The organism is Sulfurospirillum multivorans DSM 12446 (assembly GCF_000568815.1).
GTDB classification, from domain to species: domain Bacteria; phylum Campylobacterota; class Campylobacteria; order Campylobacterales; family Sulfurospirillaceae; genus Sulfurospirillum; species Sulfurospirillum multivorans.
Genome location: NZ_CP007201.1, coordinates 1,082,479 through 1,107,429, shown reverse-complemented (window position 1 = coordinate 1,107,429; position 24,951 = coordinate 1,082,479). Strand labels below are relative to the sequence as shown.

General features: G+C 42.8%; 28 protein-coding genes. 11 read left to right on the top strand and 17 right to left on the bottom strand.

The window, feature by feature from the left end; genetic code table 11:
* The first annotated feature begins 6 nt into the window (after positions 1 to 6).
* From SMUL_RS05650 to SMUL_RS05630, 5 genes are all read left to right on the top strand, one after another.
* The gene (locus SMUL_RS05650) at positions 7 to 1,296 is read left to right on the top strand and encodes a response regulator (RefSeq protein ID WP_025344288.1); all 1,290 of its coding nucleotides are present in this window, start codon (positions 7 to 9) and stop codon (positions 1,294 to 1,296) included.
* On the top strand, positions 1,272 to 2,762 hold the full coding sequence (locus SMUL_RS05645; RefSeq protein WP_025344287.1) for a PQQ-binding-like beta-propeller repeat protein: 1,491 nt from the start codon (positions 1,272 to 1,274) through the stop codon (positions 2,760 to 2,762). The genes SMUL_RS05650 and SMUL_RS05645 overlap by 25 nt, the downstream gene beginning before the upstream one ends.
* On the top strand, positions 2,690 to 3,421 hold the full coding sequence (locus SMUL_RS05640) for a hypothetical protein (RefSeq protein ID WP_148295269.1): 732 nt from the start codon (positions 2,690 to 2,692) through the stop codon (positions 3,419 to 3,421). The genes SMUL_RS05645 and SMUL_RS05640 overlap by 73 nt, the downstream gene beginning before the upstream one ends.
* A 62-nt stretch (positions 3,422 to 3,483) precedes the next feature.
* Entirely contained in the window at positions 3,484 to 3,978 is a 495-nt protein-coding gene (locus SMUL_RS05635; protein ID WP_025344285.1) for a peptidylprolyl isomerase, read from the top strand.
* 121 nt (positions 3,979 to 4,099) lie between these two features.
* Positions 4,100 to 5,005 carry a bile acid:sodium symporter family protein gene (locus SMUL_RS05630; RefSeq protein WP_025344284.1) on the top strand — a complete coding sequence of 302 codons (906 nt, stop codon included), beginning with the start codon at positions 4,100 to 4,102 and terminating at the stop codon, positions 5,003 to 5,005.
* Positions 5,006 to 5,042: 37 nt separating this feature from the next.
* On the opposite strand, the gene SMUL_RS05625 is transcribed toward SMUL_RS05630, so the two are convergent.
* The 6 genes from SMUL_RS05625 to SMUL_RS05600 form a co-directional block, all read right to left on the bottom strand.
* Positions 5,043 to 5,702, bottom strand: coding sequence for a LexA family transcriptional regulator (locus SMUL_RS05625; RefSeq protein ID WP_025344283.1), 660 nt, complete (start codon positions 5,700 to 5,702; stop codon positions 5,043 to 5,045).
* Positions 5,703 to 5,954: 252 nt separating this feature from the next.
* Positions 5,955 to 6,518 (bottom strand): DedA family protein, encoded by a 564-nt coding sequence (locus tag SMUL_RS05620; RefSeq protein WP_025344282.1) that lies wholly within the window; start codon positions 6,516 to 6,518, stop codon positions 5,955 to 5,957.
* Between the two features lie 8 nt (positions 6,519 to 6,526).
* The gene (locus SMUL_RS05615) at positions 6,527 to 7,192 is read right to left on the bottom strand and encodes a lipid-binding SYLF domain-containing protein (RefSeq protein WP_025344281.1); all 666 of its coding nucleotides are present in this window, start codon (positions 7,190 to 7,192) and stop codon (positions 6,527 to 6,529) included.
* On the bottom strand, positions 7,173 to 8,978 hold the full coding sequence (locus SMUL_RS05610; RefSeq protein WP_025344280.1) for an ABC transporter ATP-binding protein: 1,806 nt from the start codon (positions 8,976 to 8,978) through the stop codon (positions 7,173 to 7,175). Before SMUL_RS05610 ends, SMUL_RS05615 begins: the two co-directional genes overlap by 20 nt.
* Before the next feature lie 55 nt (positions 8,979 to 9,033).
* Positions 9,034 to 10,590, bottom strand: coding sequence for a ribonuclease Y (gene rny, locus SMUL_RS05605; protein WP_025344279.1), 1,557 nt, complete (start codon positions 10,588 to 10,590; stop codon positions 9,034 to 9,036).
* Complete coding sequence (locus SMUL_RS05600) at positions 10,496 to 11,155, bottom strand: 5-formyltetrahydrofolate cyclo-ligase (RefSeq protein WP_223809780.1); 660 nt, start codon at positions 11,153 to 11,155, stop codon at positions 10,496 to 10,498. The genes rny and SMUL_RS05600 overlap by 95 nt, the downstream gene beginning before the upstream one ends.
* Before the next feature lie 188 nt (positions 11,156 to 11,343).
* Here SMUL_RS05600 and SMUL_RS05595 point away from each other — a divergent pair, with 188 nt between their 5' ends.
* The 5 genes from SMUL_RS05595 to acpS are packed head-to-tail and all read left to right on the top strand — an operon-like array spanning position 11,344 to position 15,092.
* Complete coding sequence (locus SMUL_RS05595; RefSeq protein ID WP_025344277.1) at positions 11,344 to 11,892, top strand: TlpA family protein disulfide reductase; 549 nt, start codon at positions 11,344 to 11,346, stop codon at positions 11,890 to 11,892.
* Positions 11,892 to 12,776, top strand: a complete 885-nt coding sequence (gene ftsY / locus SMUL_RS05590) for a signal recognition particle-docking protein FtsY (protein WP_025344276.1) — start codon at positions 11,892 to 11,894, stop codon at positions 12,774 to 12,776. Before SMUL_RS05595 ends, ftsY begins: the two co-directional genes overlap by 1 nt.
* Complete coding sequence (radA, locus tag SMUL_RS05585; protein ID WP_025344275.1) at positions 12,769 to 14,124, top strand: DNA repair protein RadA; 1,356 nt, start codon at positions 12,769 to 12,771, stop codon at positions 14,122 to 14,124. The genes ftsY and radA overlap by 8 nt, the downstream gene beginning before the upstream one ends.
* A gap of 60 nt (positions 14,125 to 14,184) precedes the next feature.
* On the top strand, positions 14,185 to 14,721 hold the full coding sequence (gene fliL, locus SMUL_RS05580; RefSeq protein ID WP_025344274.1) for a flagellar basal body-associated protein FliL: 537 nt from the start codon (positions 14,185 to 14,187) through the stop codon (positions 14,719 to 14,721).
* Complete coding sequence (acpS, locus tag SMUL_RS05575) at positions 14,718 to 15,092, top strand: holo-ACP synthase (RefSeq protein ID WP_025344273.1); 375 nt, start codon at positions 14,718 to 14,720, stop codon at positions 15,090 to 15,092. Before fliL ends, acpS begins: the two co-directional genes overlap by 4 nt.
* Here the strand turns inward: acpS and thiS are convergent.
* The 5 genes from thiS to ruvX are packed head-to-tail and all read right to left on the bottom strand — an operon-like array spanning position 15,089 to position 18,562.
* Positions 15,089 to 15,289, bottom strand: coding sequence for a sulfur carrier protein ThiS (gene thiS, locus SMUL_RS05570; RefSeq protein ID WP_025344272.1), 201 nt, complete (start codon positions 15,287 to 15,289; stop codon positions 15,089 to 15,091). The two genes, acpS and thiS, sit on opposite strands and share 4 nt — an antisense overlap.
* Entirely contained in the window at positions 15,280 to 16,314 is a 1,035-nt protein-coding gene (locus SMUL_RS05565; protein WP_025344271.1) for an SAM-dependent methyltransferase, read from the bottom strand. The genes thiS and SMUL_RS05565 overlap by 10 nt, the downstream gene beginning before the upstream one ends.
* A gap of 9 nt (positions 16,315 to 16,323) precedes the next feature.
* Entirely contained in the window at positions 16,324 to 17,511 is a 1,188-nt protein-coding gene (locus tag SMUL_RS05560) for an aspartate aminotransferase family protein (RefSeq protein ID WP_190278604.1), read from the bottom strand.
* Between the two features lie 42 nt (positions 17,512 to 17,553).
* Positions 17,554 to 18,162, bottom strand: a complete 609-nt coding sequence (locus SMUL_RS05555) for a trimeric intracellular cation channel family protein (RefSeq protein WP_025344269.1) — start codon at positions 18,160 to 18,162, stop codon at positions 17,554 to 17,556.
* Positions 18,155 to 18,562 carry a Holliday junction resolvase RuvX gene (gene ruvX, locus SMUL_RS05550; RefSeq protein WP_025344268.1) on the bottom strand — a complete coding sequence of 136 codons (408 nt, stop codon included), beginning with the start codon at positions 18,560 to 18,562 and terminating at the stop codon, positions 18,155 to 18,157. Before ruvX ends, SMUL_RS05555 begins: the two co-directional genes overlap by 8 nt.
* 139 nt (positions 18,563 to 18,701) lie before the next feature.
* On the opposite strand from ruvX, the gene SMUL_RS05545 reads away from it, so the two are divergent.
* Positions 18,702 to 19,892, top strand: coding sequence for an L-serine ammonia-lyase (locus tag SMUL_RS05545; protein WP_025344267.1), 1,191 nt, complete (start codon positions 18,702 to 18,704; stop codon positions 19,890 to 19,892).
* 40 nt (positions 19,893 to 19,932) lie between these two features.
* Here the strand turns inward: SMUL_RS05545 and SMUL_RS05540 are convergent, their stop codons facing one another.
* The 6 genes from SMUL_RS05540 to SMUL_RS05515 are packed head-to-tail and all read right to left on the bottom strand — an operon-like array spanning position 19,933 to position 24,944.
* A complete protein-coding gene (locus tag SMUL_RS05540; RefSeq protein ID WP_025344266.1) occupies positions 19,933 to 21,150 on the bottom strand; it encodes a hypothetical protein in 1,218 nt (405 codons plus the stop codon).
* A 22-nt stretch (positions 21,151 to 21,172) separates the two neighbouring features.
* Positions 21,173 to 21,703, bottom strand: a complete 531-nt coding sequence (locus SMUL_RS05535) for a hypothetical protein (protein ID WP_025344265.1) — start codon at positions 21,701 to 21,703, stop codon at positions 21,173 to 21,175.
* Between the two features lie 25 nt (positions 21,704 to 21,728).
* The gene (locus SMUL_RS05530; RefSeq protein ID WP_025344264.1) at positions 21,729 to 22,202 is read right to left on the bottom strand and encodes a YbaK/EbsC family protein; all 474 of its coding nucleotides are present in this window, start codon (positions 22,200 to 22,202) and stop codon (positions 21,729 to 21,731) included.
* Between the two features lie 22 nt (positions 22,203 to 22,224).
* Entirely contained in the window at positions 22,225 to 23,028 is an 804-nt protein-coding gene (locus SMUL_RS05525) for a sulfite exporter TauE/SafE family protein (protein ID WP_025344263.1), read from the bottom strand.
* A 9-nt stretch (positions 23,029 to 23,037) separates the two neighbouring features.
* A complete protein-coding gene (locus SMUL_RS05520; protein WP_025344262.1) occupies positions 23,038 to 23,808 on the bottom strand; it encodes a DNA-processing protein DprA in 771 nt (256 codons plus the stop codon).
* A complete protein-coding gene (locus tag SMUL_RS05515) occupies positions 23,808 to 24,944 on the bottom strand; it encodes a divergent polysaccharide deacetylase family protein (RefSeq protein ID WP_025344261.1) in 1,137 nt (378 codons plus the stop codon). The genes SMUL_RS05520 and SMUL_RS05515 overlap by 1 nt, the downstream gene beginning before the upstream one ends.
* Positions 24,945 to 24,951: the final 7 nt, after the last annotated feature.

The window sequence follows — 24,951 nt, the reverse complement described above, 5'->3', positions numbered from 1 at the left end:
GTGATTATGGAAAATTCGATCGACCAGCTGATCGCTTGGAGTAAAGAGTTAAACGTATTGTATGTCGAAGATGACCTTGCGTTGCGTGAAGAGGTGAGCCTTTTTCTGAGTGATATTTTTAAACGTGTCGATCTAGCGCCCAATGGTCAAGAGGGACTCGATATGCTCGCACAAAACGACTATCATCTTGTTATTACCGATATTCGTATGCCCGTTATGGATGGGATTGAGATGATTGAAGCCATTAAAGAGCGCTATCCTAAACAGCCCATCTTGGTTACCTCTGCACACAATGAGAGCGAATACCTCATCAAATTGATCAACCTTGGCATTCAATATTACATTACCAAACCTCTGCAGAGTGATCAAATTTTAAAGGTTTTATACACGATTATTGAGCGCATTTACCAAGAAAAAGCACTGGTGCAGTACAAGCAGGATTTAGAGATTGCCCATGAAAAACTGAAACACTTTACACACCTACAAGCCGCTTCTTTAAATGCACAAAGTGCGACACTCAAAGCTTACAAAGAAGCACTTGATAAAGCAACCATGGTTTCACTCACCGATAAAAACGGCATTTTCACCGATGTCAATGAAAATTTCTGTAAAACAACGGGGTACAGCAAAGAAGAGCTGATTGGGAAAACGCACCATCTTATCAGCCATCCCTCCACCTCAAAAGCGGTGTACGAAGAACTGTGGCAGACGATTTTAGCTAAAAAGACATGGCAAGGACTTATCATCAACCAAACCAAAGACCTTAGAATGCTTTACCACTACACCACCGTTGTGCCTATCGTGAACACGGAGGGAGAGATCAGTGAGTTTATCAGTATTTGCCAAGATTTGACGAAACTGCACGCGCTAAGGGAACAGCAAAACAGTGAAAATCTCTCTTTGGCACTGAGCCTTAATGAAGCGTCTTTTTTAAAGCAGATTCCCTTCCCGTGCGCACTAATGAGCAATGATATGATTTTTCATTCCTACAATAAACTCTTTGAAAAACTTGTCAATAACCACAGTGATGAGCATTTACTACTCAAACTCACACAGGAAGCCCTCACACTCAAAGAGGTGGTGGATTTTGAAGAGATGGAGTATTTTGACTCGATCGAAGCGATCAAAGGCAATTGGTCCTATGAGGGCGATATTACCTTTAAAGGCGTTCTCAAATCCATCACGCATATGCTTGAAATTTTGGTCAAAATCAGCCCATATGAACCAACCCGCTATCTCATCTGCATCGTCAAACAAGAGGAGTTTGAGTTATGTTGCCAAGTTCAAGAGAGATAACGTTTCATAGCGCGATCTCTAGCGCATGCGTGGTGGATGAATCCACACTCCAAATCATCGACCATCAGTGTCATTTGCACAAAATTGATCTCAATGAACTTAAAATCATTAAAAGCACCCCTCTTTTAACCCGTCATGAAAACACCCCTTTTGATTATTACAAGCGTCCTTTTGCCGTAGGAAAAAATCTAGCCTACCTCTCCTTTGCAGACCAAGGACTTGAGCATGTCATCGACACACATGCTAAGATTGTGCCCATCACAACGTTTCACTACAACCAAACGGAAAGTATCACCAAAGCCGCTTTGAGTGAAAATGACATCTATCTGATCACAGGAAATGAGCGCGGACGCAGTTACATCATCAGCGCAGAAGATGGGACCATCCAAGCAGAACTGCCACCATCTTCTGATGCCATCACCGCAGTAGCCGTCTCGGATACCTACCATCTTGGAGCGTATGCCTCGTTTTCACGCGACTTGGTTGTTTATAAAATGAACAGTTTTACCACGCTTTTTAATCAAAAAATCGATGCGGTGGTTGAAATGATGCTGTTTGTGGATGAGCAAACACTTATTGCCATCACTCGCAATGGTAAAATTATCGCTATTGATCTTTGTAAAGGCGAGGTAACGAAACAAAGAGAGCTCGATCAAAATATCTGGCCTTCAACGATGGTGCTCTCACACAGTAAAAAATTTATTTACATAGGCACACGTGAATCCACTCTATTTGCAGTGTATGTCAAAACGCTTGATATTCTCTACCAAGTCAAACTCCCCTACCATGGCGTTACGACACTGTGCCGAACGCAAAAGTATTTTATTATGGGATTTAAAACGGGTGAGCTTCTTTTTTACAACCACCGTGAACTTGAAGAGCAATTTATCGCGCACATTACCCTTAAGCAGATTAAAGAGGCGTGTCTTATTTTTCAAAAAAATATCTTTTTGATGTCGCATCGTGAGACCAAAAAGATTTACGAATACTGGCAAGAAGAGAAAGAGACCATTATGAACCTGCTCTCACGAAGCGACATTGAGCAAGCGCAAAAAAGAGCGGAACCTTTTATGTTTCATCCCAAATGCAAACTCGAATTTAGCGAACTTGAAACACTTCTGCCCCATCTCATCGCACTGCAACGCTACCTCAGGAGCATGAGCTATGCTCCTGCGTACGATCTGGTTGCGCGCAAGCCTGAGCTTCGAAAAAGTTCCCTCTTTGCGCATGTTGAAGCCTTATGGAATAAAAATCTTCAACAAGCGCAAATGTTGCTCTCACGAGAACCATTGCTGAATAAAGAAGCGGCGAAAGAGAGCTTGCGTGCTTTTTTAGAGGTGGAAGAAAAAAACAACTCATTGAAAACATGCTCAAACGCTCAGGCACGTTTACCATGGCAGAAACAGCGGTTAAAGAGAAAAACTTCCACTTTTACTTCCGTCTCGTGGCACAAAATACTTTTTTAGAATCCACACCACTCTACCAAAAAGTGCTTCAAATAGGAGAGCGTATCCAAAATGAGACGCTTAAATTGCTTGAAGCAAAAAACTACCATCAAGCGTCCTTGCTTGCTGAGCTTTTACACCCATTTAGACCCTACCAAAACCAAGCCAATAGACTCAAAGAGGTCTCCAAAGCGCTGCTTCTTTTAGAGGAGTACGTAGCGAAAAATCTGCTCTTTGAAGCGGTGCAACTGCAAGATCAGTATCAGCTGCAAAGTCACTACGCGCTTGTGAACGAACTTGAAGGGATGAAGCAGAGATTTTTCAATGAACAGATGGCGCTCATTGATGCCAAAGAATATGAGAGCGTTTTGAGCCATATTGAGCCTTATGTGAGCATTGTTACATGTAAACAAAACAGTGCCAATATCATGAAAAAAATCTACATTGCTCACTTTAAAGATGCGCACCAAGAGATGGATAATGCCATTGATTGGGAAAAATCGTTTGTCCATTATTTGCACTTTTTTAAAGGGGATAAACTCTTAGTCGAATTTGCAAAAGAGAGCCACAAACTTGACATCTTGCATCACATTATCCGCTTGGAGCCTCCCTTGGAAAATCCACTGTATCCTTCAAACGTGCTGGTTTACCGCACCATTCCTTCTAAAAAACTGGGTTAATAGAGCTTATAGGAATCGCTTGTTATAATCCACATCTAACTTAATCATAAAGGCTACAAACCATGAGCGCGCTCAAAACCTATGACTACACAAAAGAGCAATTGGCTGCTTTTCAATACGCTATTATCAAGATGGAAAAAGGCGATATTATCATCAAGCTCAATCCTGAAGAGACTCCTATAGCAGTTGCCAACTTTGCAACGCTTGCCAATGACAAATTCTACGATGGACTTATTTTCCACCGTGTGATCAAAAACTTTATGGCACAAGGCGGTTGTCCAAGCGGTCGCGGAACCGGAGGGCCGGGTTGGAACATCGCATGCGAATGCAAAGGTCAAAAAAGCAAACACAAACGAGGATCTCTTTCTATGGCACATGCAGGTCCTAACACTGGCGGAAGTCAGTTCTTCATCTGCTTTGTGGATTGTCCTCATTTAGATGGCGTTCACACCGTTTTTGGTGCCATTGCAAAAGATGACAAAGAGAGCTTCAAAGTGCTTGATAGCATCGCACAAAACGATGCAATGATCACCATCGAGATCAAAGAAACACTTTAATTTTTATCTTACATGTAAAGTGGTAACGCTTTACATGTAAACACTCTTTTGCGCTCCTTTTTGGCATCATTCCCCCTCTTCTTTGTTATAATCATCCTTCATCTTTTTAAAAAGGATTGTTATGATTCATCGTATCAATGCACTCTTCCCTCTTTGGGCTATTCTTTTTTCGCTGGTAGCGTATAATATGCCAACGCTTTTTGTACCGCTGAAAGGCTCCATTACACCTTTGCTGATTGCGATTATGTTTTTTATGGGTGTGACCCTTCGTTTGGAAGATTTTGCACGTGTCCTTAAAGCACCTAAAGCGATTCTTTTAACCGTAGTTTTACAATTTTTCATTATGCCACTTGTTGCACTCTTGATCTCAAAAGCGTTTCATTTTTCAACCGAACTCATGGTGGGAATGGTACTCGTAGGTGCTGTTTCTGGAGGTACGGCTTCGAATGTTATGACCTATCTTGCCAAAGGCGATGTCGCACTTTCCATTACCATGACGCTCACATCAACCTTGCTCTCCGTGGTCGTCACACCTTTTTTAACCCTTTTGTACGTGGGACAAAGTGTTCCTGTTCCTGCAACGGATATGCTTTTAAGCATTGCACAAATTGTCCTTGCACCTGTTGTTTTGGGCGTGGTTGTAAACTATTTTTTACAGGCAACAATTAAACGGTATGAGCCTTACTTGGCAACGTTTTCGATGGTTGCGATTGTGTTTATTATTGCGATTGTTGTCGCACTCAACCAAGGGCGCATTGCAAATATTGCGTTTTTAACGGTTCTTGGCATCATGCTTCATAACCTCACAGGGCTGGCAAGTGGTTATTATGCTGCAAAATGGTTGGGATACAGTCATGCGATTTGTAAAACAATTGCGATTGAAGTCGGTATGCAAAACTCTGGTTTAGCAGTCGCACTCGCTATGAAATATTTCACACCACTGAGCGCACTGCCTGGCGCCATTTTCAGTGTTTGGCACAACATCTCTGGGGCTGTACTTGCAGGGTATTGGTCAAGGCAAAAATAGAGTTTAAGCGCGTAAGCATCTTTACGCGCTTCTAGGGTTAAATATTAGAAGAGAGCTTTCCAACCACTTTGCCAAGCACTTGAACATCTTCTGCATTGATCAGTTCAGGGGCATACGCTTCGTTATCTGACACCAAGGCTACGGCGCCATTGGCATGCAGTTGAAGGCGTTTGATAAACAATCCTACAGGCGTAGAGACCACGTAAATACCTGATTTTAAAGCATTGGTGTACTCTTTGTTGATGAACACTACATCCCCACTAAACAGTGTTGGCTCCATCGAATCGCCCAAAACATTGATGGCTTGAATGTGCTTAATCATCCCAAGTCCACCGAGCTTTTCAACGATCTCCTCATCAAGGTACATCATCTCGCCTTCTTCGTCTTCATTCAGCGCTCCACCACCTGCCGAAGCATAAATATCTCTAAAATAATGCACCCGCGCAAATTTATCGGTCTCTACTTGCAAACTCTCGACGACTTGGTCAAACAAAAGCCAGTTAATAGAGATTTTACGTTTCGCACAAAATTCAAGAATCTCTTTATAAGGAATTTTGGCACGATTTTTCATCGTCGCAAGGGTCAGCTGATTGATCCCTAAAGCTTCCGCCACATCCTTATCAAATACTTTACGTTCACCCAACTCTTGGGAGAGAATATCCTTCACTTTATGCAAAACCGCTAAAATATTTGGCATTTTGTCCTCCAATATTTCATTTTGAAATATTATTGTAGCATATTTTTCATTTTGTATACAATAGTGAAAATTTTATAACAGAGGAGCCTTCAATGAAAAGTTTAATCTGTACGATCAGTCACTCACGTAAAGCCTACAATGAATTTATGAACCGTTTTGAGCAGAAGATGCTTGTTTTAAGCAATAAGATATTTTAAAAAACGTTCCTATCGCAAAGCCTGATAGGAACGCTTAAAAAAGTTGTAGGGTGATTTAACGCCTCTTTTTTGTGGCGGATTGGAAATAAAACCAGATAAGCCCAATGATGGAGAGTAAAATCAAAGGTGCTAAAAAGGCATTGTCCGAAAAATAGGCAGCAATGCGCATCAAAAGCTCACCTGCCATGTAACTACCTACCCCTAAAACCAGCGCCCAAACACACGCTGAAATGGTGTTGAGGATATGAAATTTTGTTTGGGGATACTTGGTCAAACCAATGGTCATCGGTACCAACGTTTTAAGCCCATAAATAAATTTCTGAATAAAAATGATCTTGTCGCCATACTTTCGCATCAAAATATGGCTCAGGGCTAATTTGCGTTTATGATCTTTAAAATACGGCATTAATGCTTTTTTGTTGTAGCGCCCCATGTAAAATAAAAAGGAGCTACCAATGATATTTGCCAACGCTGCGACTGCGATGGACGTACTCAGATCCATCTTACCGGCATAGCAGAGCACACCTGCGGCAATGATGGCGACCATGCCGCCACCAAAAGAGTAGAGAAAAAGGATGATGTATCCATACGTCGAGAGGGAACTTAAAATATCTTCCACACCAATCCTTAGTTTGTAAGCTTTTGTATTGCTTTGAGGAAATCCTCAACCGCATACGAAGAGACCAAACCATCTGATTCTACAATTTGCTCAGGGGTGATGTTGTTGCCATACAGCTCGATATTTTGATCATAGTCATGATTCATTACAGAACCATCAATGGAAACACCCACGAATGCCCCTTGTGTCTTGGTATAGGTATAGATCTCAGATTTGAAGTCAGCTTCACTTCCTCGACTCGCACTCTCTCCCGCAGGACCTGCCGCAACGGAAGCATCCGCTCCTAGGGTAATTTTGTTGTTCATCAGTTTTTTGACACTGTCTTTGCTTTGGAAAATCATCAAAATATCTTTCTTCTCAACACCTAGCTGAAAACCAAGCCCTGCACCCCCAAGTTTGACAAAGAACGGATAGCTCCACGAACCATCACTTTTGCGCACAACCATCACACCGTTGCCCGTTTTACCGCCTAGAAACATGCTAATCTCAATCGTTCCTGGGAAAATGGCAATGGCCTGGGCACGCTCAAGCACCTTTTGTGGAATCTTAATTTTAGAATCACGTATCATATTTTTAAGCGCATTGGATGAATCTAGCAATTTTTCTTCTGCTGATGCAAAGAGTGTTGTGGTCATTAAAAGACCTATCATAAGACTAAACCATATTTTTTTCATTATCTTTACTCCTTCTATTTTGTATAACGTATTCGTAAAATGCGCCCTCTTGACGCATCAACGCTTCATGGGTACCTGATTCTACAATGCGTCCTTTGTCCATCACATAGATAAAATCCGCTTTTTTAATCGTACTCAGCCTGTGGGCGATGATAATCGTCGTTTTTCCCACAAGGTAATTTTCAAGCGCGTCAAAAAGCTTCATCTCTGTGTGCACATCCAGTGCCGACGTGGATTCATCTAAAATAACCACATTGGGATTTTGAAGCACCATACGCGCAATGCTTAGACGCTGACGTTGCCCACCTGAGAGCTTAATACCATGCTTACCTATTTGGGTTTGCAGTCCATCAGGCAACTCATCCACAAAACTCTCTAACTGGGCAATTTGAAGCGCTTGATGCACTAAGGTTCTATCGGTTTTTTCATCCATCATTAAGTTTTGAGCCAGTGTTGCATTAAAAAGTTGTGGGTTTTGAAGCACCAAGAAGAGATGTTCTCGCACCACATCAAGCCCTATGTCTTTAACCGAAATGCCATCAAAGAAAATATCGCCTTCATCCAGAGGATACAGCCCAACCAGCAGATGCGCCAGTGTGGTTTTGCCACTTCCACTTGCGCCTATTATAGCGATTTTTGACCCTTCTGGGATGGTAAGATCAATGCTTTCAAGGATTTGCTTGCCACCATCATAACTAAAACTTACCCCTTTAAGTTCAATCGCATTGGTGCTATTTTTCACAAAAGGATTCTTTACATGTAAGCCTCGCTCTTCTGCTTTGAGCTCTAAAATCTCGTTGATACGGGTGAGCGATTTGCCTGCATTATGGTACGCGTATTGGATGTTTAAAATGTCTTGAATCGGTCCCATCATCACCCATAAATACCCAAAAATGGCAAGCATGGAACCAATGCTTAGCTCCGTATACGCCACCACAAAAATGCTTGCCGCTCGAAAAAGCTCAAAACCTGAGAGAAATATAAGAAAAGAGAGGCGGTTCGCCCCATCACTTTTATAGCCATAAACAATAGAACTCTCTTTGATCGACGCTGCATGCGCTTCGACTTTATCAAAAAAAAGCCTCTCTTTGTTGGTTGCACGAATTTGCACAAACATATCAAGCGTCTCTGAGAGTGTATCTTGGAAAAGTTCAAACGCTTTGTTTTGCTCTTTTTTGAGCTTTGCCACTTTTTTGGCAAGTTTGGTGGTAAAAAGGATGACCACGGGGTTCAACACCAAGATAAAAAGTCCCAATTGCCAATGAATCATCAGCAAAACTGCCCCCACACCCAAAATGGTGAGCACGGAGATAATGAGACGGCTGACAAAAACACCCAAGAAATTGTCGATCGTTTCAACATCGGTCACAAGCAGTGAAGCCGCTTTTCCTGAGCCAAAAAATTCAAATTGGTTCATCGCAACATGGCTGAGATGCCCTAGAACATGGGTGCGAATTTTAAAAGCGATGTTCTTGGAGACAATCGTAAAGAGTTTTGTTTGCAGATAGTTCAAAAGAAAAAAAAGAAATCTCAGCGTCACAACAACGGCTAAGACAATAACGATGTAAACATAAGCAGGATTTGGAGAACCAAAAAACCCATCAACAACATGTGTCACAAATCCTTTTTTACCAAGTAAAACTTCATCCACCAACATAGGCATCAAAAGAGGTACCGGTGTACTTACCAGCACGGCTAAAAAAGCGACCACATTGGCTAAAATCAACTCTTTTTTATACTGTTTGACTTCGTGAAAAAGGGTTTTGAAAGTGTAGTGTTTTTGCATATTTTTCCATTAAAAGCAGTCATGCAGAGGCTTTTGCCTCTACATGTAAAAAGCTCTAGCGTGCGAAGTCGATGGCGCGAATTTCCCTGATGACATTGACTTTAATCTCACCAGGATACTGAACTTTGCTCTCAATCTCTTGCGCAATCTCTTTGGCAAGTAAAACGGCTTCGTCATCATTGATCAGTTTTGCATTGGCAATGACACGGATTTCACGACCCGCATTGATCGCGTACACTTGTTTAATGCCCGGTTTGCTTTTCGCAATCTCTTCAATGTCTTGAACACGCTTCAAGAAGCTCTCAAGCACTTCTCTTCGAGCACCCGGACGCGCAGCGGAGAGCGTATCGGCGGCACATACGGCTGCGGATTCAACCGAAGTTGGCTCTTCATGTCCGTGGTGCGCAAAGATAGCATTGATGACCACATCGTGCTCTTTATAACGACGGCAAATCTCAGCACCCAAATCAACGTGGCTACCTGCTGTCTCATGCGTCAAAGCTTTACCAATGTCGTGAAGAATTCCTGCACGACGCGCTAATAGAACATCGCCACCCGTTTCAGCGGCGATAATACCTGCCAAATGCGCCACTTCAAGCGAATGCCCGAGTGCATTTTGACCGTAACTGGCTCTAAATTTAAGGCGACCGATCAGTTTTACAAGCTCTGGATGCACTTTCGTAAGACCTAAATCAATGACGATATTCTCGCCCTCTTCGGTCAAGCTTTGGTCAAATTCATCTTTGACTTTCTCATAAATGCCCTCAATACGCGCAGGCTGAATACGTCCGTCTTGAACCAACAGCTCAATGACTTTGGTCGCAATCGCGCGTCTGTAAAGGTTAAAGCTACTTAAGATGATTGCATTTGGCGTATCATCGATAATGATGTCAACACCTAAAAGCATCTCAAGGGTTTTGATATTACGACCCTCTTTACCAATAATGCGCCCTTTGAGTTCGTCATCTTTAATATTGACAACGTTAATCAGACGCTCCGCCGCAAACTCACCTGCAAAACGGGTCGTTGCTTGCGCTAAAATGTAGTTAACACGACGTTTAATATCTTGTTTCGCCTCTTCTTCGAGACGTCTAACCGTATGGGCGATCTCAGCGCGAGATTGCTCTTCTACTTTGGCTAAAACGATCTCTTTGGCTTCATTTTGAGTGAGCCCAGACGAGCGCTCCAACACCAAAAGTGCTTCATTCACTTTTGTGGTGTACTCTTCTTTAAGCTGCGCTCCCTCATCAAAAAGCGCATTAGCATTGTTTTGAAAAAGTTGAAGATCTTCACGATCTTTGGTGATTTTTCGAAGCTCTTCTTTGTAGCCACGCTCTTTTTTATCAAGCTCTAACATTTTTTCAGAGTGCTCTTTTTTAAGCGTGATCGTACGATCTTCGTATTTGCGTTTTGCCTCTAGTTCAGCCTCTTTAACCTTAATGTTACTGCTACTAAGGATCAGTTCCGCTTCGTGTTCAATGGCTTTGGCTTTGGCCCTTGCTTGGGCAACATGTATTTCATAATTGGCAGCTTCCATCTTTTTGGCGATGAAAAATCCTACAACGCCGCTTGCTAATGCAGCGCCGCCGACCGCTAATGACTCTAAGACCATTTGTCTCTCTTTTGATAATAGTTTTATAGAGGGTTAAATAAATATCTGCTGCAATATCATGTGGTTCGCATATTAGGCTTTGTGTCATACAAAACTCCCTTTGAACAAATGCTATTGGAGGTTTCGGCTCAAGCGATGCAAAAAAACGATCGTACATCCCTTTACCAAAACCAATTCGTTTGAATGCCCCATCAACCCCTATGACAGGCACTATCGCAAAATCAATTTTTGGTTTAACAGCAAATGAGTTTTTGGGCTCTTCGATGTTAAATTTCTTTCTACTTGAAGGCAATCTCCATTTTACCATCTTGAAACTAATACCTTCCATAAACGGAACATAAACGTTACATTTTCTTCGTCTACATGTAGCGATAACGCCCCGCGTACTGGCTTCTATGGGCAATGAGACATAGAGTAAAATGGAACGTGCTTTAAGGCGATATACCATCTCCAAAATCTGTTTTTCAATGATTTTATCACGTTTATAAGCATTGTGAACGAAGTTTAGTTTTGCCCGTGCGAAGGAGCGAAAATCCGACTTGGTCTCGAACTTAATTTTTTGCATTGTTGTCACTTTAAGGCATGTTTGAATACAATCATAGCCATTATAATAGACTTCGTGTCGTTTTGCAAGAAGTCTCTGCCTCATTTGAGGCAAGCTTAAGCGCCCTAGTGGCTAACGTAGCTTTTTAAGCTTTGCTTAGAAAGCGTATCAAGCAGAGTTTCATACAGCTCTGCATTAAAAGGATCATAATGAAATTTTGGTTTGCTTTGTTTATCGCATCTTCTATGCTCTTTTTTAATGGGTGTTCTTCTGAAAAAAAGAAAACGGACACTAACGCTTCTAACGCTAATAAAGAGACTAAAAGTGAAAAAATTGTACTGCAAGATGTTTCTGGCAAAGAGATTGTTGTTACGTCAGTTGATAAAGGATTTAGTTTTGCTGGATTTGAGAATAAAGTCGTTTTAGTTAACTTTTTTACTACATGGTGCCCTCCGTGTAAGGCTGAAATTCCCCATCTGAACAACCTTCAAGAAAAATATAAAGATAATTTTGTCATCATTAGTGTTCTTTTAGAAGAGAATAAATCCAATGAAGAGATCAGTAACTTTATAAAATATAACAATATTAATTACATTATCACTAACAGTATTGAAAACTTTAAATTGGCACAAAGTGCGGGTGGCGTGAAAAATATCCCCCTTATGTTTTTGTATGACAAGAACGGCAAATACTCAACCCATTACGTAGGGGCTATTCCTGAAGAGATGATTGACGCTGACATCAAAAAAGTGCTCTAATGTTTAGCTTTATCAAAAAAGGACTCGATAAAACACTCGGTGCGATCAAAGAGATTCTGCCTGAGAAAGTCGAAAAAATCGACAAAACGCTTTTAGAAGAGATCTTAATCGAATCCGACATTCCTTATGAACTCGTTGAAGAGATCATCTACTATCTACCACCTTCCCAAACAGTCGTACGCGAAGACGTGAAACGTGTTTTAAAAGCTTATTTTAAATACGACACAACATCTATGCAAACAGAGCAAACACCTTTTGTGGAGCTCATTATTGGGGTGAATGGTGCGGGTAAAACGACGACGATTGCAAAACTTGCGCACAACTATAAAAAAGAGAACCAAAGCGTGCTTTTGGGAGCTGCTGATACCTTTAGAGCCGCAGCGATTGAACAGCTCAAAAGCTGGGCAGAAAAAATCGATGTGGGCATCATCTACACCCAACAAGGGCATGATCCTTCCGCTGTGGCATACGATACGATTAGCTCCGCTATCGCTAAAAAAATCGACCATGTCATCATCGATACCGCAGGACGTCTGCACAACCAAGTCAACCTTGCTAATGAGCTCAAAAAAATCGTGCGCATCTGCGATAAAGCGCTCAGCGGAGCTCCACACCGTAAAATTCTCATTTTAGATGGTACGCAAGGAACCTCTGCGATTAACCAAGCCAAAGCCTTTCATGAGATGATCGGCATCGATGCGATTATCATCACGAAGCTCGATGGTACGGCAAAAGGTGGCTCATTGTTTGGTATCGCCAAAGCGTTAGAGCTTCCTATCATCTATGTGGGTGTGGGTGAGGGAAAAGATGATCTGATTCCGTTTAATTCAGATGATTACATCGACACCATTTTAGACTCCATTTTTACGCAAACTCATGGCTAAAAAACAGATCCTTTTCGAGTGCCAAGCCTGTGGTCACCAAAGTGCCAAATGGCTTGGAAAATGCCCCAATTGTGGTGCATGGGATGAGTACATTGAGCTCAGTGAAAAACAGATAGAAGTCCTTAAAGAGATCAACTCCAAACCTACGACCCACACCCAAAGCAACGCCATTCCCATCACGGAAGTCAGTTTTGAGCAGGTTGAGCGCTACAGTTCGGGTGACCGCGAGCTTGATTTAGTCTTAGGGGGCGGCATCGTTCAAGGAAGTTTGACACTCATTGGTGGAAGCCCAGGGGTCGGCAAATCGACCCTGCTTTTAAAGATTGCTGGCAATCTTGCCAAAGAGGGAAAAAAAGTTCTCTACGTGAGTGGCGAAGAGTCTTCAAGTCAGATCAAACTGCGCGCTAATCGCGTAGATAGCAATTATCCCAATCTCTACCTGCTCTCAGAAATCAGACTTGATACGATTTTTAAAGAGCTTGAAACGCACGCTTTTGAAGTGCTCATTATTGACTCTATTCAAACGATTTACAGTGAAAAAGTGGCTTCGGCTCCGGGAAGTGTTTCGCAGGTGCGTGAGATCACCTTTGAGCTGATGCGTTACGGAAAAGATAAAAATATCGCTATTTTCATCATCGGACACATTACGAAAGAAGGCTCCATTGCAGGGCCTCGCGTACTGGAACACATGGTCGATACGGTTCTTTATTTTGAAGGTGACTCTTCTCGTGAACTTCGGCTACTACGTGGTTTTAAAAACCGTTTTGGTACGACCAGTGAAGTGGGCATTTTTGAGATGACCAAAGCAGGCTTAGTCAGTGCCAAAGACATCTCCAAGAAGTTTTTTACACGGGGCAAAGCGCAAGCAGGCTCGGCGATTACAGTCTTAATGGAAGGTAGCCGCCCGATTGTCTTGGAAGTGCAAGCACTTGTGAGTGACAGTGGCTATCCCAACCCCAAACGCAGTGCCACTGGCTATGAGCTCAACCGCCTTACGATGCTTTTAGCTCTGTTGGAGCGCAAACTTGACCTTCCTTTTAACCAGTACGATGTCTACATTAACATCGCTGGCGGTATCAAAATCAGTGAAACATCGGCAGATCTTGCCATTATCGCGGCCATCATTAGCTCATATCGTAACCGACCGATTAGCAAAGATACGGTTTTTATCGGCGAAGTCTCGTTGATTGGGGATGTGCGCGACATCTTCAACCTCGATCTCAGACTCAAAGAGGCGAAGTCGCAACAGTTTGAAAAAGCGGTCGTTCCGTCCCTTCCATTGGAGACAATTGAGGGGCTCAAGTGTTATAATATTGATGAAGTTTCAAAATTAATCGAATGGATGTAAATTTTTCACGAAATCAAACGATATACAGGCAAAGTATATTTACATGTAAAAGGATAACGAATGGCTAAAAAACCTGAAGATGGCGATGGAGCAGTTGAAAAAAAATCTAAAAGCAATATGGTGCTTATCATTGTCGTTGTTCTTTTAGTTGTTCTTCTCATTGGCGGCGGTGCAGCGGCATTTTTCCTCTTAGGAAGTCATGATGAGGAAGCAGCAGCAGGGGCACCATCTTCTCAAGATGCGAAAGTTGAGAAGAAAAAAAGCAGTAGCAAAAAATCAACCGATCATTTGGCGATTGGTCCAATGTACCCGATGGCGCAGTTTGTTGTAAACTTACTCAGCGAAAGTGGCAATCGCTTTTTAAAAGTTGCTGTTGATTTGGAACTCAGTGATCCAAAATTACAACCAGAAATGGATCATAAAAAATCGTTGATTCGGGACATCATCATTCGCACGTTCTCTTCTAAAACTTTTGAAGAGATCAGTACACTGAAGGGCAAAGATAAGCTCAAAGAAGAAGTACTTGATAAGATCAATGAAAATCTCTCCGATGGACAAGTCAAAAATATCTATTTTACAGACTTCGTGGTTCAATGATCGGCGTAGACCTCGTTAGTGTTGAGCGAATCACCAAACTCAAAAAGCGCTTTGGAGACAAGGCGCTTGTTAAATTTTTATCCCCAGAAGAGATACTCTTAGCAAAAAGTGATGCAACAGCGGCTGGATTTTACGCGGCAAAAGAGGCGGTTTCCAAAGCGCTTGGCATTGGCATTAGCGCGCAGTGTGGCTTTATGGATATTAAACTTTCTAAAGATGCTAAAAATGCACCCTCTTTTACGCTCTCAGCGCATCTTATCGAAGCGTATGCCATCACCGATCTCTCACTTTCTATCACGCATGACAATGGTTTTGCGATTGCTGTAGCGGTCATTGAAGGCAAAAAAACTTCCAAAAAACTCTGTCACTAAGCGCCACCACCGACAAACTGTAAAAACTCAACTTTGTCATTTTCGCTCAATTCGTAACTTTCCCACAACTCTTTTTTGACGACGTTCATATTCACCGCCGCCGCCATTACTTTGCTTTCAATGCCCAGCTCATCCAAAAGCGCTTGAATGCTCTTTGCCCCACTCTCTTTTTTTTCACCGTTAATAATCAACTGCATTCCACTTCTCCTTTGCGAAAACATGCCATTTTAAACCGCTCTCCCATAAACGAAGGATCGATCAAGGTTTTAATTTTATTCATCTCACGCTCGTACTGCTTTTCAGAAACGTTTTTGGCAAACAACTCCAAAAGATCCACTAAGCCAAAATCGACCAAGGCTTTTACCTGCGTAACGTAGTCGTGCACGCGAATGCCACTTTTTTCAAACGCAAGAAAAAGATGGCTAAAGTTGACATCATACGTAATGTCAGACTTTGCAAAGAAGGCATTAAAATCGCTTTTTTCACGCAGTTTCTCTTCCACTAAATCGCTCAGTGCGAAAAAAGGATAGACCTGATGAGAGGCATACACACGCAGTGAAAAATCACCTCTCGCCTCTTTATCGCCATAATCAAACGTCACAAACTCAAAACGCTCGCAACTGTGCGCCATTGCCTTGGCAAAAGGTTCATATCCCAAACAGAGTTCCCCTTTGGTAATGCCATACTCTTTGGCTTTTTTACATGCAAAAGCATCCATCGTTTCAAAAAAAGCTTTCCCATTTTCAACGAAAAGCATCTGATCGTCTTTGATCAGCTCACACGAAAACGCATCAAAAATTTCATTCGCCACAAAGAATGCCTCTTTACATGTAAACGCTTCCAAAGAGTTTACATGTAAAAGTTTTATCGCATCGCCAAACGCCTCTTCAAAGTACGCTTTTTGCATCGCTTGATTCGCAGCAAAAGGCTCGACAATGACAAAGGTTAGGGTTTGAAGCAGTTCGGGTTTGAGGGTGTAGATAAATTGGATCATATCGGCAAGTAAATAGCCTTTGTGCGCGCCGATCTCAACGACACTGCAAGCAGGGCTTAAAAACCCGCTCTCAATCGTTGAAATCAGCCGCTTGGCAATCGTTCCACCAAAGAACATGCTCGTACTCACAGCGGTGTAAAAGTCACCCTCTTTTCCGATGGTACGCACATTGCTGTAGTAGCCCTGCTCGCCGTAAAGCCACGCTTGCATGTAGGCGCTAAAGTTCACGTTTCTCTTTTATAAAAGCGTGCTACACGCACTCGCTAAACGTTTAAAGCCCTCATCGATCTCCTCTTTCGAGATAGTCAGTGGAGGAAGGAAACGAAGCGTATTTTTGCCTGCTTTGAGAACCAAAACGCCATGTTCAAACGCTTTTTTGATGACGCTTGCCAAAATATCGCCACTTTGGCACTTAATGCCACGCATCAAACCAAGCCCTTCAACACTCTCAAAAAGTGTCGGAAACGCTTTACATGTAACTTTGAGTTTTGCATCAAAATAGATCAGTGCTTCATCAAGCATACCACTTTGTTTGTACTCTTCTAAAATCGCCAGTGCTTCGAGTCCTGCGCGTGTGGAGAGAAAGTTACCCCCAAATGTACTGCCGTGATCGCCTGCTTTAAAAATATCTTTGTGCTTGCTAATCACCGCGCCAATAGGCACACCACCCGCTAACCCTTTGGCAAGCGTGATGATGTCTGGCTCAATTTCATACAGGGATGTCGCTAAAAACTCACCGCTTCTAAAGACGCCACTTTGCACTTCGTCGATGATGAGCAAAATCTCTTTCTCTTTTAAAAACTTCGCTAAATCTTGAATATCTTTTTTAGGAAACGCTTTAACGCCACCCTCGCCTTGTACGAGTTCGATCATGACAGCAACCGTCTCATCATCAATCGCATTGTAAAGATCAGCGATCTCTTTTGTGTACGAAAATCCCTCAGGGTACGGGGCAAAAGCCGTTTTATGAAAGCTCTCTTGACCTGTTGCTTTCACCGTTGTAATCGTACGTCCGTGAAAGGAGTGCTCTAGGGTTAGGACTTTGTATTTTTTATTGGCAAATTTTTTCTCACCATACTTTCGTGCAAGCTTAATCGCGCCCTCATTCGCTTCCGCGCCTGAGTTCCCAAAGAAAACGCCCACATCATAGCCTGTGAGTTCACAGATTTTTTTTGCTAACTTCGCTTGTGGCTCGATCATATAAAGATTTGATGTATGGATGATATGGCGTGCTTGATCAGCGACCGCATCGGCAAGTCTTTGATTGCCATGCCCAACGCTTACCACACCAATACCGCTGGTGAAATCAATATAATCTCTTCCTTTCTCATCAAAAAGGGTTGCGTTGATACCGTGTTTAAAATTGACATAGTTTCGTGCATAGGTCTGCAACACATACTCTTTGTCCATTGTTTCAAAATCCATAATCTACTCCTCTAAAAAAACGCCATTATAGCGAAAAAAACCTTACCCAATTTTTGGCAAATGCCACTGTTTGTAATACGCCAACAGCCGTAATGCCACACCAAAGGCAAAAACAACCATCACAGGCAGATAGCCGCTGATGTCAAACTGTGCAAAACCAAACAAAATAGCACCGACCAAAAGTGAGACTGTGCCGTAAAATTCACTGATTAACAGCAGTGGTACGCGGTTGAGCAAGATGTCTCTTACCACACCACCACCCACCGCCGTTACAAGTGCCATCAGTACGACACCAAAAAAGTTAAACTCTGCTTGCAGAGCAATGAGCGCCCCTGAAATCGAAAATGAAACCAACCCTAATGTATCGCTGATGATAAAATAAAACTTTTTTTCTATTTCACCTTTGAGGTGAAGTTTTAGAAGTGTGCTCAAAAGAATCACCGCGATCACCAAAATGGAGGGAAGCAGATGCGTAAAAGTGTACGGAGCGCGATCACACAGCATGTCACGCACCAATCCACCACCCAGAGCGGTTAAAAATGAAGCGATAAAAATGCCCAAAAGATCAAGTTTTTCCTTGACTGCCACATAAAAACCACTCAGTGCAAACGCAATCGTACCGATAATTTCGGCGACTTCAAGCTCAACCATGACTCGCCTTTAGCGCATCCAAGTAGCGCTCCAAAATCACTTTGGCTGCCATCGAGTCAATGCGTCCATCGCGCTTTTGACGCACAACGCCTTGCATCATCTCTTTGGCTTCATTGCTAGAGCCATACTCATCTTGGTAGACCACTGCGCCACTAAATTTTAACAGACTCACAAAATGTTTGATGCGCCTCTCCATCTCTTCGCTACTACTTCCACCTTTGGGAAGTCCCACAACCAAAAGCTCGATGTTCCACTCATTTAAAAAAGCATCGACATCGTGTGCGGCTTGGTCACGATTTTTGCGCAATATCGCCTCTTGCGGTGAGACAATACCTGCTGCCAAACAAAGCGCTACGCCAATACGCTTTAAGCCAATATCAATACTTGCTGTTTTTTTCACATAAAACTCATTTGTTGGAATTAATTTATTTTACCGAAGATTGATTTAAACCGCTCTTTTCTCTTTATTTTCTCTTTACATGTAAACCTATTTCTGTGCTATAATCCACCACAATTTTTCGCCAACCATAGAGGTTATTATGCAATCACTCAGATCATTTTACTGTATAGGTCATGGACCTTCTTCAAGCCATACGATGGGACCTTTTAATGCTGGTACGATCTTTAAAAAACGCTTTCCTAACGCTTCGTTATACCGTGTAACCCTTTTTGGCTCACTCGCAGCAACAGGCAAAGGTCACTTAACCGACGATGCATTGCATCAAGCCTTGGCCTCAATGGGTGTTGAAATCCTCTTTCGTCCTGACATCACCAAACCGTTTCATTCCAATGGCATGTTTTTTGAAGCCTTTAACGAAAAACAAGAACTTCTAGGCTCTTGGGAAGTTTACAGCGTGGGAGGCAGTGCGCTTAAAGAAGCGGGAGAAAATCCTATCTCTGAGCCTTCAATCTATCCGCTGACATCGTTTAATGCCATTATGCAGTGGTGCCACGATGAGCACAAAGAACTGTGGCAATACGTCGAAACGTACGAAGGAGAAGCGATCTGGGAGTATCTTGCCGAAGTGTGGGCGAGCATGCAAACCACGATCGATCGAGGCTTAAAACAATCAGGCGTCCTGCCAGGCATCCTCCAATACCCAAGGAAAGCCTCCAAGTTCTTTGCCAAAGCGCGCAAAGAAGAAAAAAGAGCGCATGGGATCATCTTCGCCTATGCCCTTGCCACGAGCGAAGAAAACGCTTCGGGCAACATCGTCGTGACTGCACCGACGTGCGGTGCCTGTGGCGTCGTTCCAGCCGTGCTTCGTTATCTCAAAGAGCTGTACAATTTAGATCAAACCGATTGTCTACGCGCCCTTGCCGTTGCGGGGCTTTTGGGAAATATCGTGAAGTTTAATGGCTCCATTTCAGGCGCAGAAGTAGGTTGTCAAGGTGAAGTAGGCGTAGCGTGTTCGATGGCAGCAGGCATGGCATCGTACCTCTTTGGCGGCAATTTACAACAGATTGATTACGCCGCTGAAATGGGGCTAGAGCATCACCTTGGCATGACGTGCGATCCCATCGCTGGCTACGTGCAAGTACCCTGCATCGAGCGCAATGCGGTAGCGGCAATTCGCGCCATTGATGCGGCAGAATACACCTCCTATACCGATGGCGCCCATAAAGTGAGTTTTGATGAGATCATTCAAACGATGGTGGAGACGGGAAAAGATATGAACACGAAGTACAAAGAGACCTCACTCGGAGGTCTGGCAAAACGTTATCTTTAGAGCTTTACATGTAAAGGGTTAGGAAGATAAATTAGTGCCATTATTTATTTCCTTGTTCAAAGTATTCTTGGATAATTTTATCAGTTCCTTCAATTACTGCTTTATTAAATTGCTTTTCTGACATCTTTTGCCCCTCTTGATAATTAGGTGCGGTATCTAGATCACAGATTCCCCTCATAATACGATCTGCATCACACTCAACAAATCCCCCATGCTTATCAAAGTAAGCTCGTATCACACTTGGTTCTTTAACTTTTACGATAGATTCAGGAGCTTTCGTCTCTCCATCTTCATAACGCACTCTTAAAATGCTACTCATGCCTTTTAATAGCACCGTTCCATCATTGAGATTTAACCCAATGTGAATGGGTTCATCTATGATGCGCCATGCACCCCACAAGTCACGGTCATAAAACCCTTTTGTTTTTATGAGATATTGCTTTTGCCATAACGCCACGTGATCATAAGGGTCACTTAGTGTGAAATAAAAGGATGCATTTTTGCTAGGATAATCTTGTGGCATTTCTTTGGTCAGTCTACTAAACGGCTGTCCATACTCTTGACATCCAAAGATTCTATTTTGATAAGAGTCGTAGTAATTACGAACGCCTTGACGCTCTCTGCCATAATAATTTTTGTCATCAGGATACGTAATCTTTTTATAGCCATTATCAAAGTTTGACCATGAAGCGATTACATAGCCCTCTTTATCAGAAGGACGCATAACAAGGTTTTCTAGGTGTTCACTTGAAACTGGATATCCCGTCCCATTTAAACACTGTGTTTGGGATAAATCAAATGAAACAAAAAATACATTATGATGTTTTTCGTAGCATTCATGAAATGCTGATTTTACGTGTTCCAGCCCTGTAAGTTTTTTGCATATCTCTGATGAATCCAAGCCACGAGAATTGTTAAATATGTCATTTTTATTAGGTGTATACACACATCCCAGTTTACTTTGTTCCTTTGAAATATAATTTACAAGAATCAAAGGATCGCTATCAGTAACATTTTTTTTCTCTTTAGGGTCAGCACTGATGGCAATAATGACTTTATCTAAAGGGATAGGAGTTGAATTTGCTGTCATATCATTTTGAAGATAAATCTCTGCAATTTTACCGTTATACACTCTTACCCAATCATCATTTCGCTCTTCTGCATAGGAAAGTGTTATGCAAAAACATCCCACAAAGAGCATATTCCATAATTTACGGTGAAATCTCAAAAAAATATCATATGAAGACGTTACATACATAAAATCGCCTTGCTATTTTAGTTTACGGACAGCGTAAATAATCGCTCCGCGTCTCTTGCCACAATGCTTTGGCGTCGTAATTTAAGATAAGTCCATCACCGCGAGTGACGCCGTTTTGAACCATGTATTTGGGGTAGTATGAGGGACTTCCTAGTTGTTCTAAAAAGCGACAGCTGGATTTCATATCGTCCAATCTAGCGCGCAAGGCTTCGGCAAATTGGTTGCGTTTACTCGCATCAAGGGGGCCAAAATTCTCTGTTTTGAGCGATTCTAGCGTGTCTCTTGTACTTTTATCAATCACACGGGCACTGTCAAAATAGCCGTACGCCGTAGCGACCAGATAAAGATCAACCGCCTCAGCGTATTTTTTTTCTTCAACACAGATCGCACTGGATTTAAACAGATCAACAGGCGTGAGACTATTATTAATCTCAACGCGCTCCATACAGGTGCTCACCATCGCAGGTTTGCTCTCTTCAAAAAGATCGCGTGTCGTAGCGCATAAGAGCAATGATGGCACGAGAAGAGCCCATAAACAACCTCTTCTTTGCATTATCTTTCCTTTGTTACATATAAGGCTAATTCTGCCAGTTTTTACAGACATCCACCCAGCTCAATGCTTTGGAATGCACTTCTAAAGCCTCTAAATCTAATGCAATTGCACTGTTAGAACTTCCTGCGGCGGGATAGACCATATCAAAACGTTTGAGCGAAATATCGAGATAAACATGTACTTTTTCATTAACCCCAAAAGGGCACACGCCCCCGATGCCATGCCCGATAAGGGGCTCAACATCTTCTGCTTTAAGCATCTTGGCTTTGAGGTTAAACTGCTCTTTAAATTTTTGATTATCCACTTTTGCATCGCCTGCAACCACGATGAGTATAGCACCTTCTTCTGCATAAAACGAGAGACTTTTAGCAATACGCTCAGGCGCACAACACAATGCCATAGCGGCAAGTTCAACCGTTGCACTGGATGCTTGAAACTCAATGACGCGCTCTTCCATCCCCTGCGTTCTAAAATAAGCTTTGACTTTTTCCAATGCCATCTTAACCCTTTTACATGTAACGCTAAATGACGGAGCTGAGCATCTTGATGCTTAGAAGCATTAAAAGCAACGCAAAAATCTTTTTGAGCTTGCCAACAGGAAGCGTGTGCGCCATTTTCGCACCCAACGGAGCGGTAAAATAACTGACGATGGAGATCAGCACAACGGCTGGAAGATAGACAAACCCTAACATCATATCAGAGCCCGCTTCGGCGTGTAGCATGCCATTGAGAACGTAGCCCACAGTTCCTGCGATGGAGAGAGGAAATCCAATCGCCGCAGAGGTCGCAATCGCACGTTTAAGATCCACATTTTGCCACACAAGATAGGGCACGGTGAGAGATCCTCCACCGATGGAGACCAATGCAGAAATAATGCCGATAAACGAACCTGCGCCAAAAAGCGATGGAGGCGTGGAGAGTTCACGACTCGGTTTTGGTTTTTTATCAATCGCCATTTGAATCGAAACGTACGCCATAAAAATGGCAAAGAAGATCGCCAATTGCACGGATTTCATGTAGGTCGCTAAGAACGTTGCCGCAAAGGTTCCGATGACGACGCCGCCCGCCATGTATTTGACCACATTCCACATGACCGCACCTTTTTTATGGTGTGCGCGCATACTCGCAAACGAGGTAAAGATGATGGAAGCCATCGAGGTTCCAAGTGCCATATGCACCACCTGCTCCACAGGAACGCCTTGTGCTAAGAAAATCGACGTCAGCACAGGCACCATAATGCCGCCTCCACCAATTCCTAAAAGCCCCGCCATAAAACCAACGACCAATCCCAGCACTAAAAAAGCCACAATCCATTCAAAACCCATGCTTTTCCTTTACGCGCGCTTGATGCGCCCATTTTCAACCCTAATTTTACCTAAACATTCATATTCAAATACTTTATCCGCGTATTTTGCCACAGCTTCATGGTAAAGCGGTTGCGTGGAGCAATAATTTAAAAATTCATCGTTACATGTAAGATCACTCTGCCCAAACTGTGCGACAAACGAGTCCACGTCATGCAGTGGCGTCGCTAAGTTTTGTTTCAAAAGCCAATTCGTTCCTTCGCTCTCACCCAAACGGTGAGGAAGAACATAAATAGGCTTTTGCATTTTAAGCGCAAATTCGATGCTGTGCATCGTACCACTTTTAAAATCGGCTTGGGTGACAATCAGTACCTCACCAAGGGCGACGACTAATTCATTGCGCAGCGGAAAATTCCATTTCATGGAGGGCTGTCCCGCCTCAAATTGACTGAGCACCAACCCCTCTTTTTCAATGCCCTCAATAAGCTTTACATGTAAAGAAGGGTAGCGAATATCCAGCCCTGTTCCTGCGACCATAATCGTATTGGAAATCCCAGCTGATTGATGCGCGATGCCATCAACCCCTTGCGCACCGCCGCTCACGATGCAAACTCCTGCATTGGAGAGTTTTTGAGCCAGTTCTTGGGTGTAAATTTTTGTGTAGGTAATGGGATGGCGTGTGCCAACGATGGAGATTTTAGGGCGTTTGAGAAGGTCTAAATTGCCCAGAGCAAAAAGAGGCGTGGGATAAACTTTCATCATCTCCAATTCAGGGACGTGAAAGTCTATCGTTTGAATCATTACAAATCTTTCAGATAGACCATTTCCACACCGTTTAAAAGATCTTTGGAATCCCTAAGAACCTCTAAGGTATTTTTGTGTGGATGCCCAATGGCAATGGCATAACCAAATTTTTTAGCCTTCGCAACAGCCTCTTTGAGCTGAATGCGAATCAAGTTTTTATCGAGTGAATTGTCCAAAAAGACATCACGCGAGTAGAGAAACATCCCGTATTTTTTCGTAATTTCAGGCGCTTTTGAGTTGCCAACGGTACGGCTATCGACAAAAATGAGCCCATTTTCTTTAAGCACTTTTACCAAACGATCCATCGCATGATAATCCGCTGTATACGATCCACCCGTATGGTTATTGTAATAGATAATTTGAGGGAACCACTCTTTGATGCGTTTGATGCGCTTTTCGATCACCTCGCTCGAATCAACAATATTGAGCGTTTCAGGTTCAGGTGACGAGTAGTTTTTCGACTCCATCGGAAGATGAATCATCGCAAAAGGGAACTCATGCGACATGCGTACCGTTTCAGGATGCCCTTTTGTCGGTGGGAAAAATGAAGGCGTGACTTTGTAAGGTATCTCTTTTATCGAACGCGTTTGCCAAGGAAATGAGACATCATCGATGATAATGGCAAGCCTAGGCGTTGTCCCTTCGGGGTATTTTTTACGCACAATGTCATGAGGACGAGCAGGTTTGCCACTCTCTTTGAGACTGCGCTCATAGTCATGTACTTCGGAGCGTTCCTGCGCTTTGCTCTCCTCTTCAGGAGTCTGTTGGACGACATGCGTCTCATTGTTTTCAAGAGGTTTTTCACTGCTTTGATTGTTTTCAACAACGGTTGAGACATTGGTTTCAGCCACAGGAGAAGGAGGAGGTGGCAGTGTCGCTTGACGCGCTTTTTCCTCATCAAGCATCTGCTTCATCTTCTGCATCAACACATCGCTAGACGCTTTTTGATCTTTTTGCACTATTTTGTAATGCTGATACGAGGTCGTCATATACAAATAGGTTCCAAAAGCAATCATGCTGAGGGTTAAAATGAGCATTAAGATAAGGCTGTACTTTTTAAGCTTAGCTGATTTGATCTCATTCAACGAAGGCGTCTCTTTTTTTGGGCGTTTTTCTTTAATCTTTTTTACCATCAATACA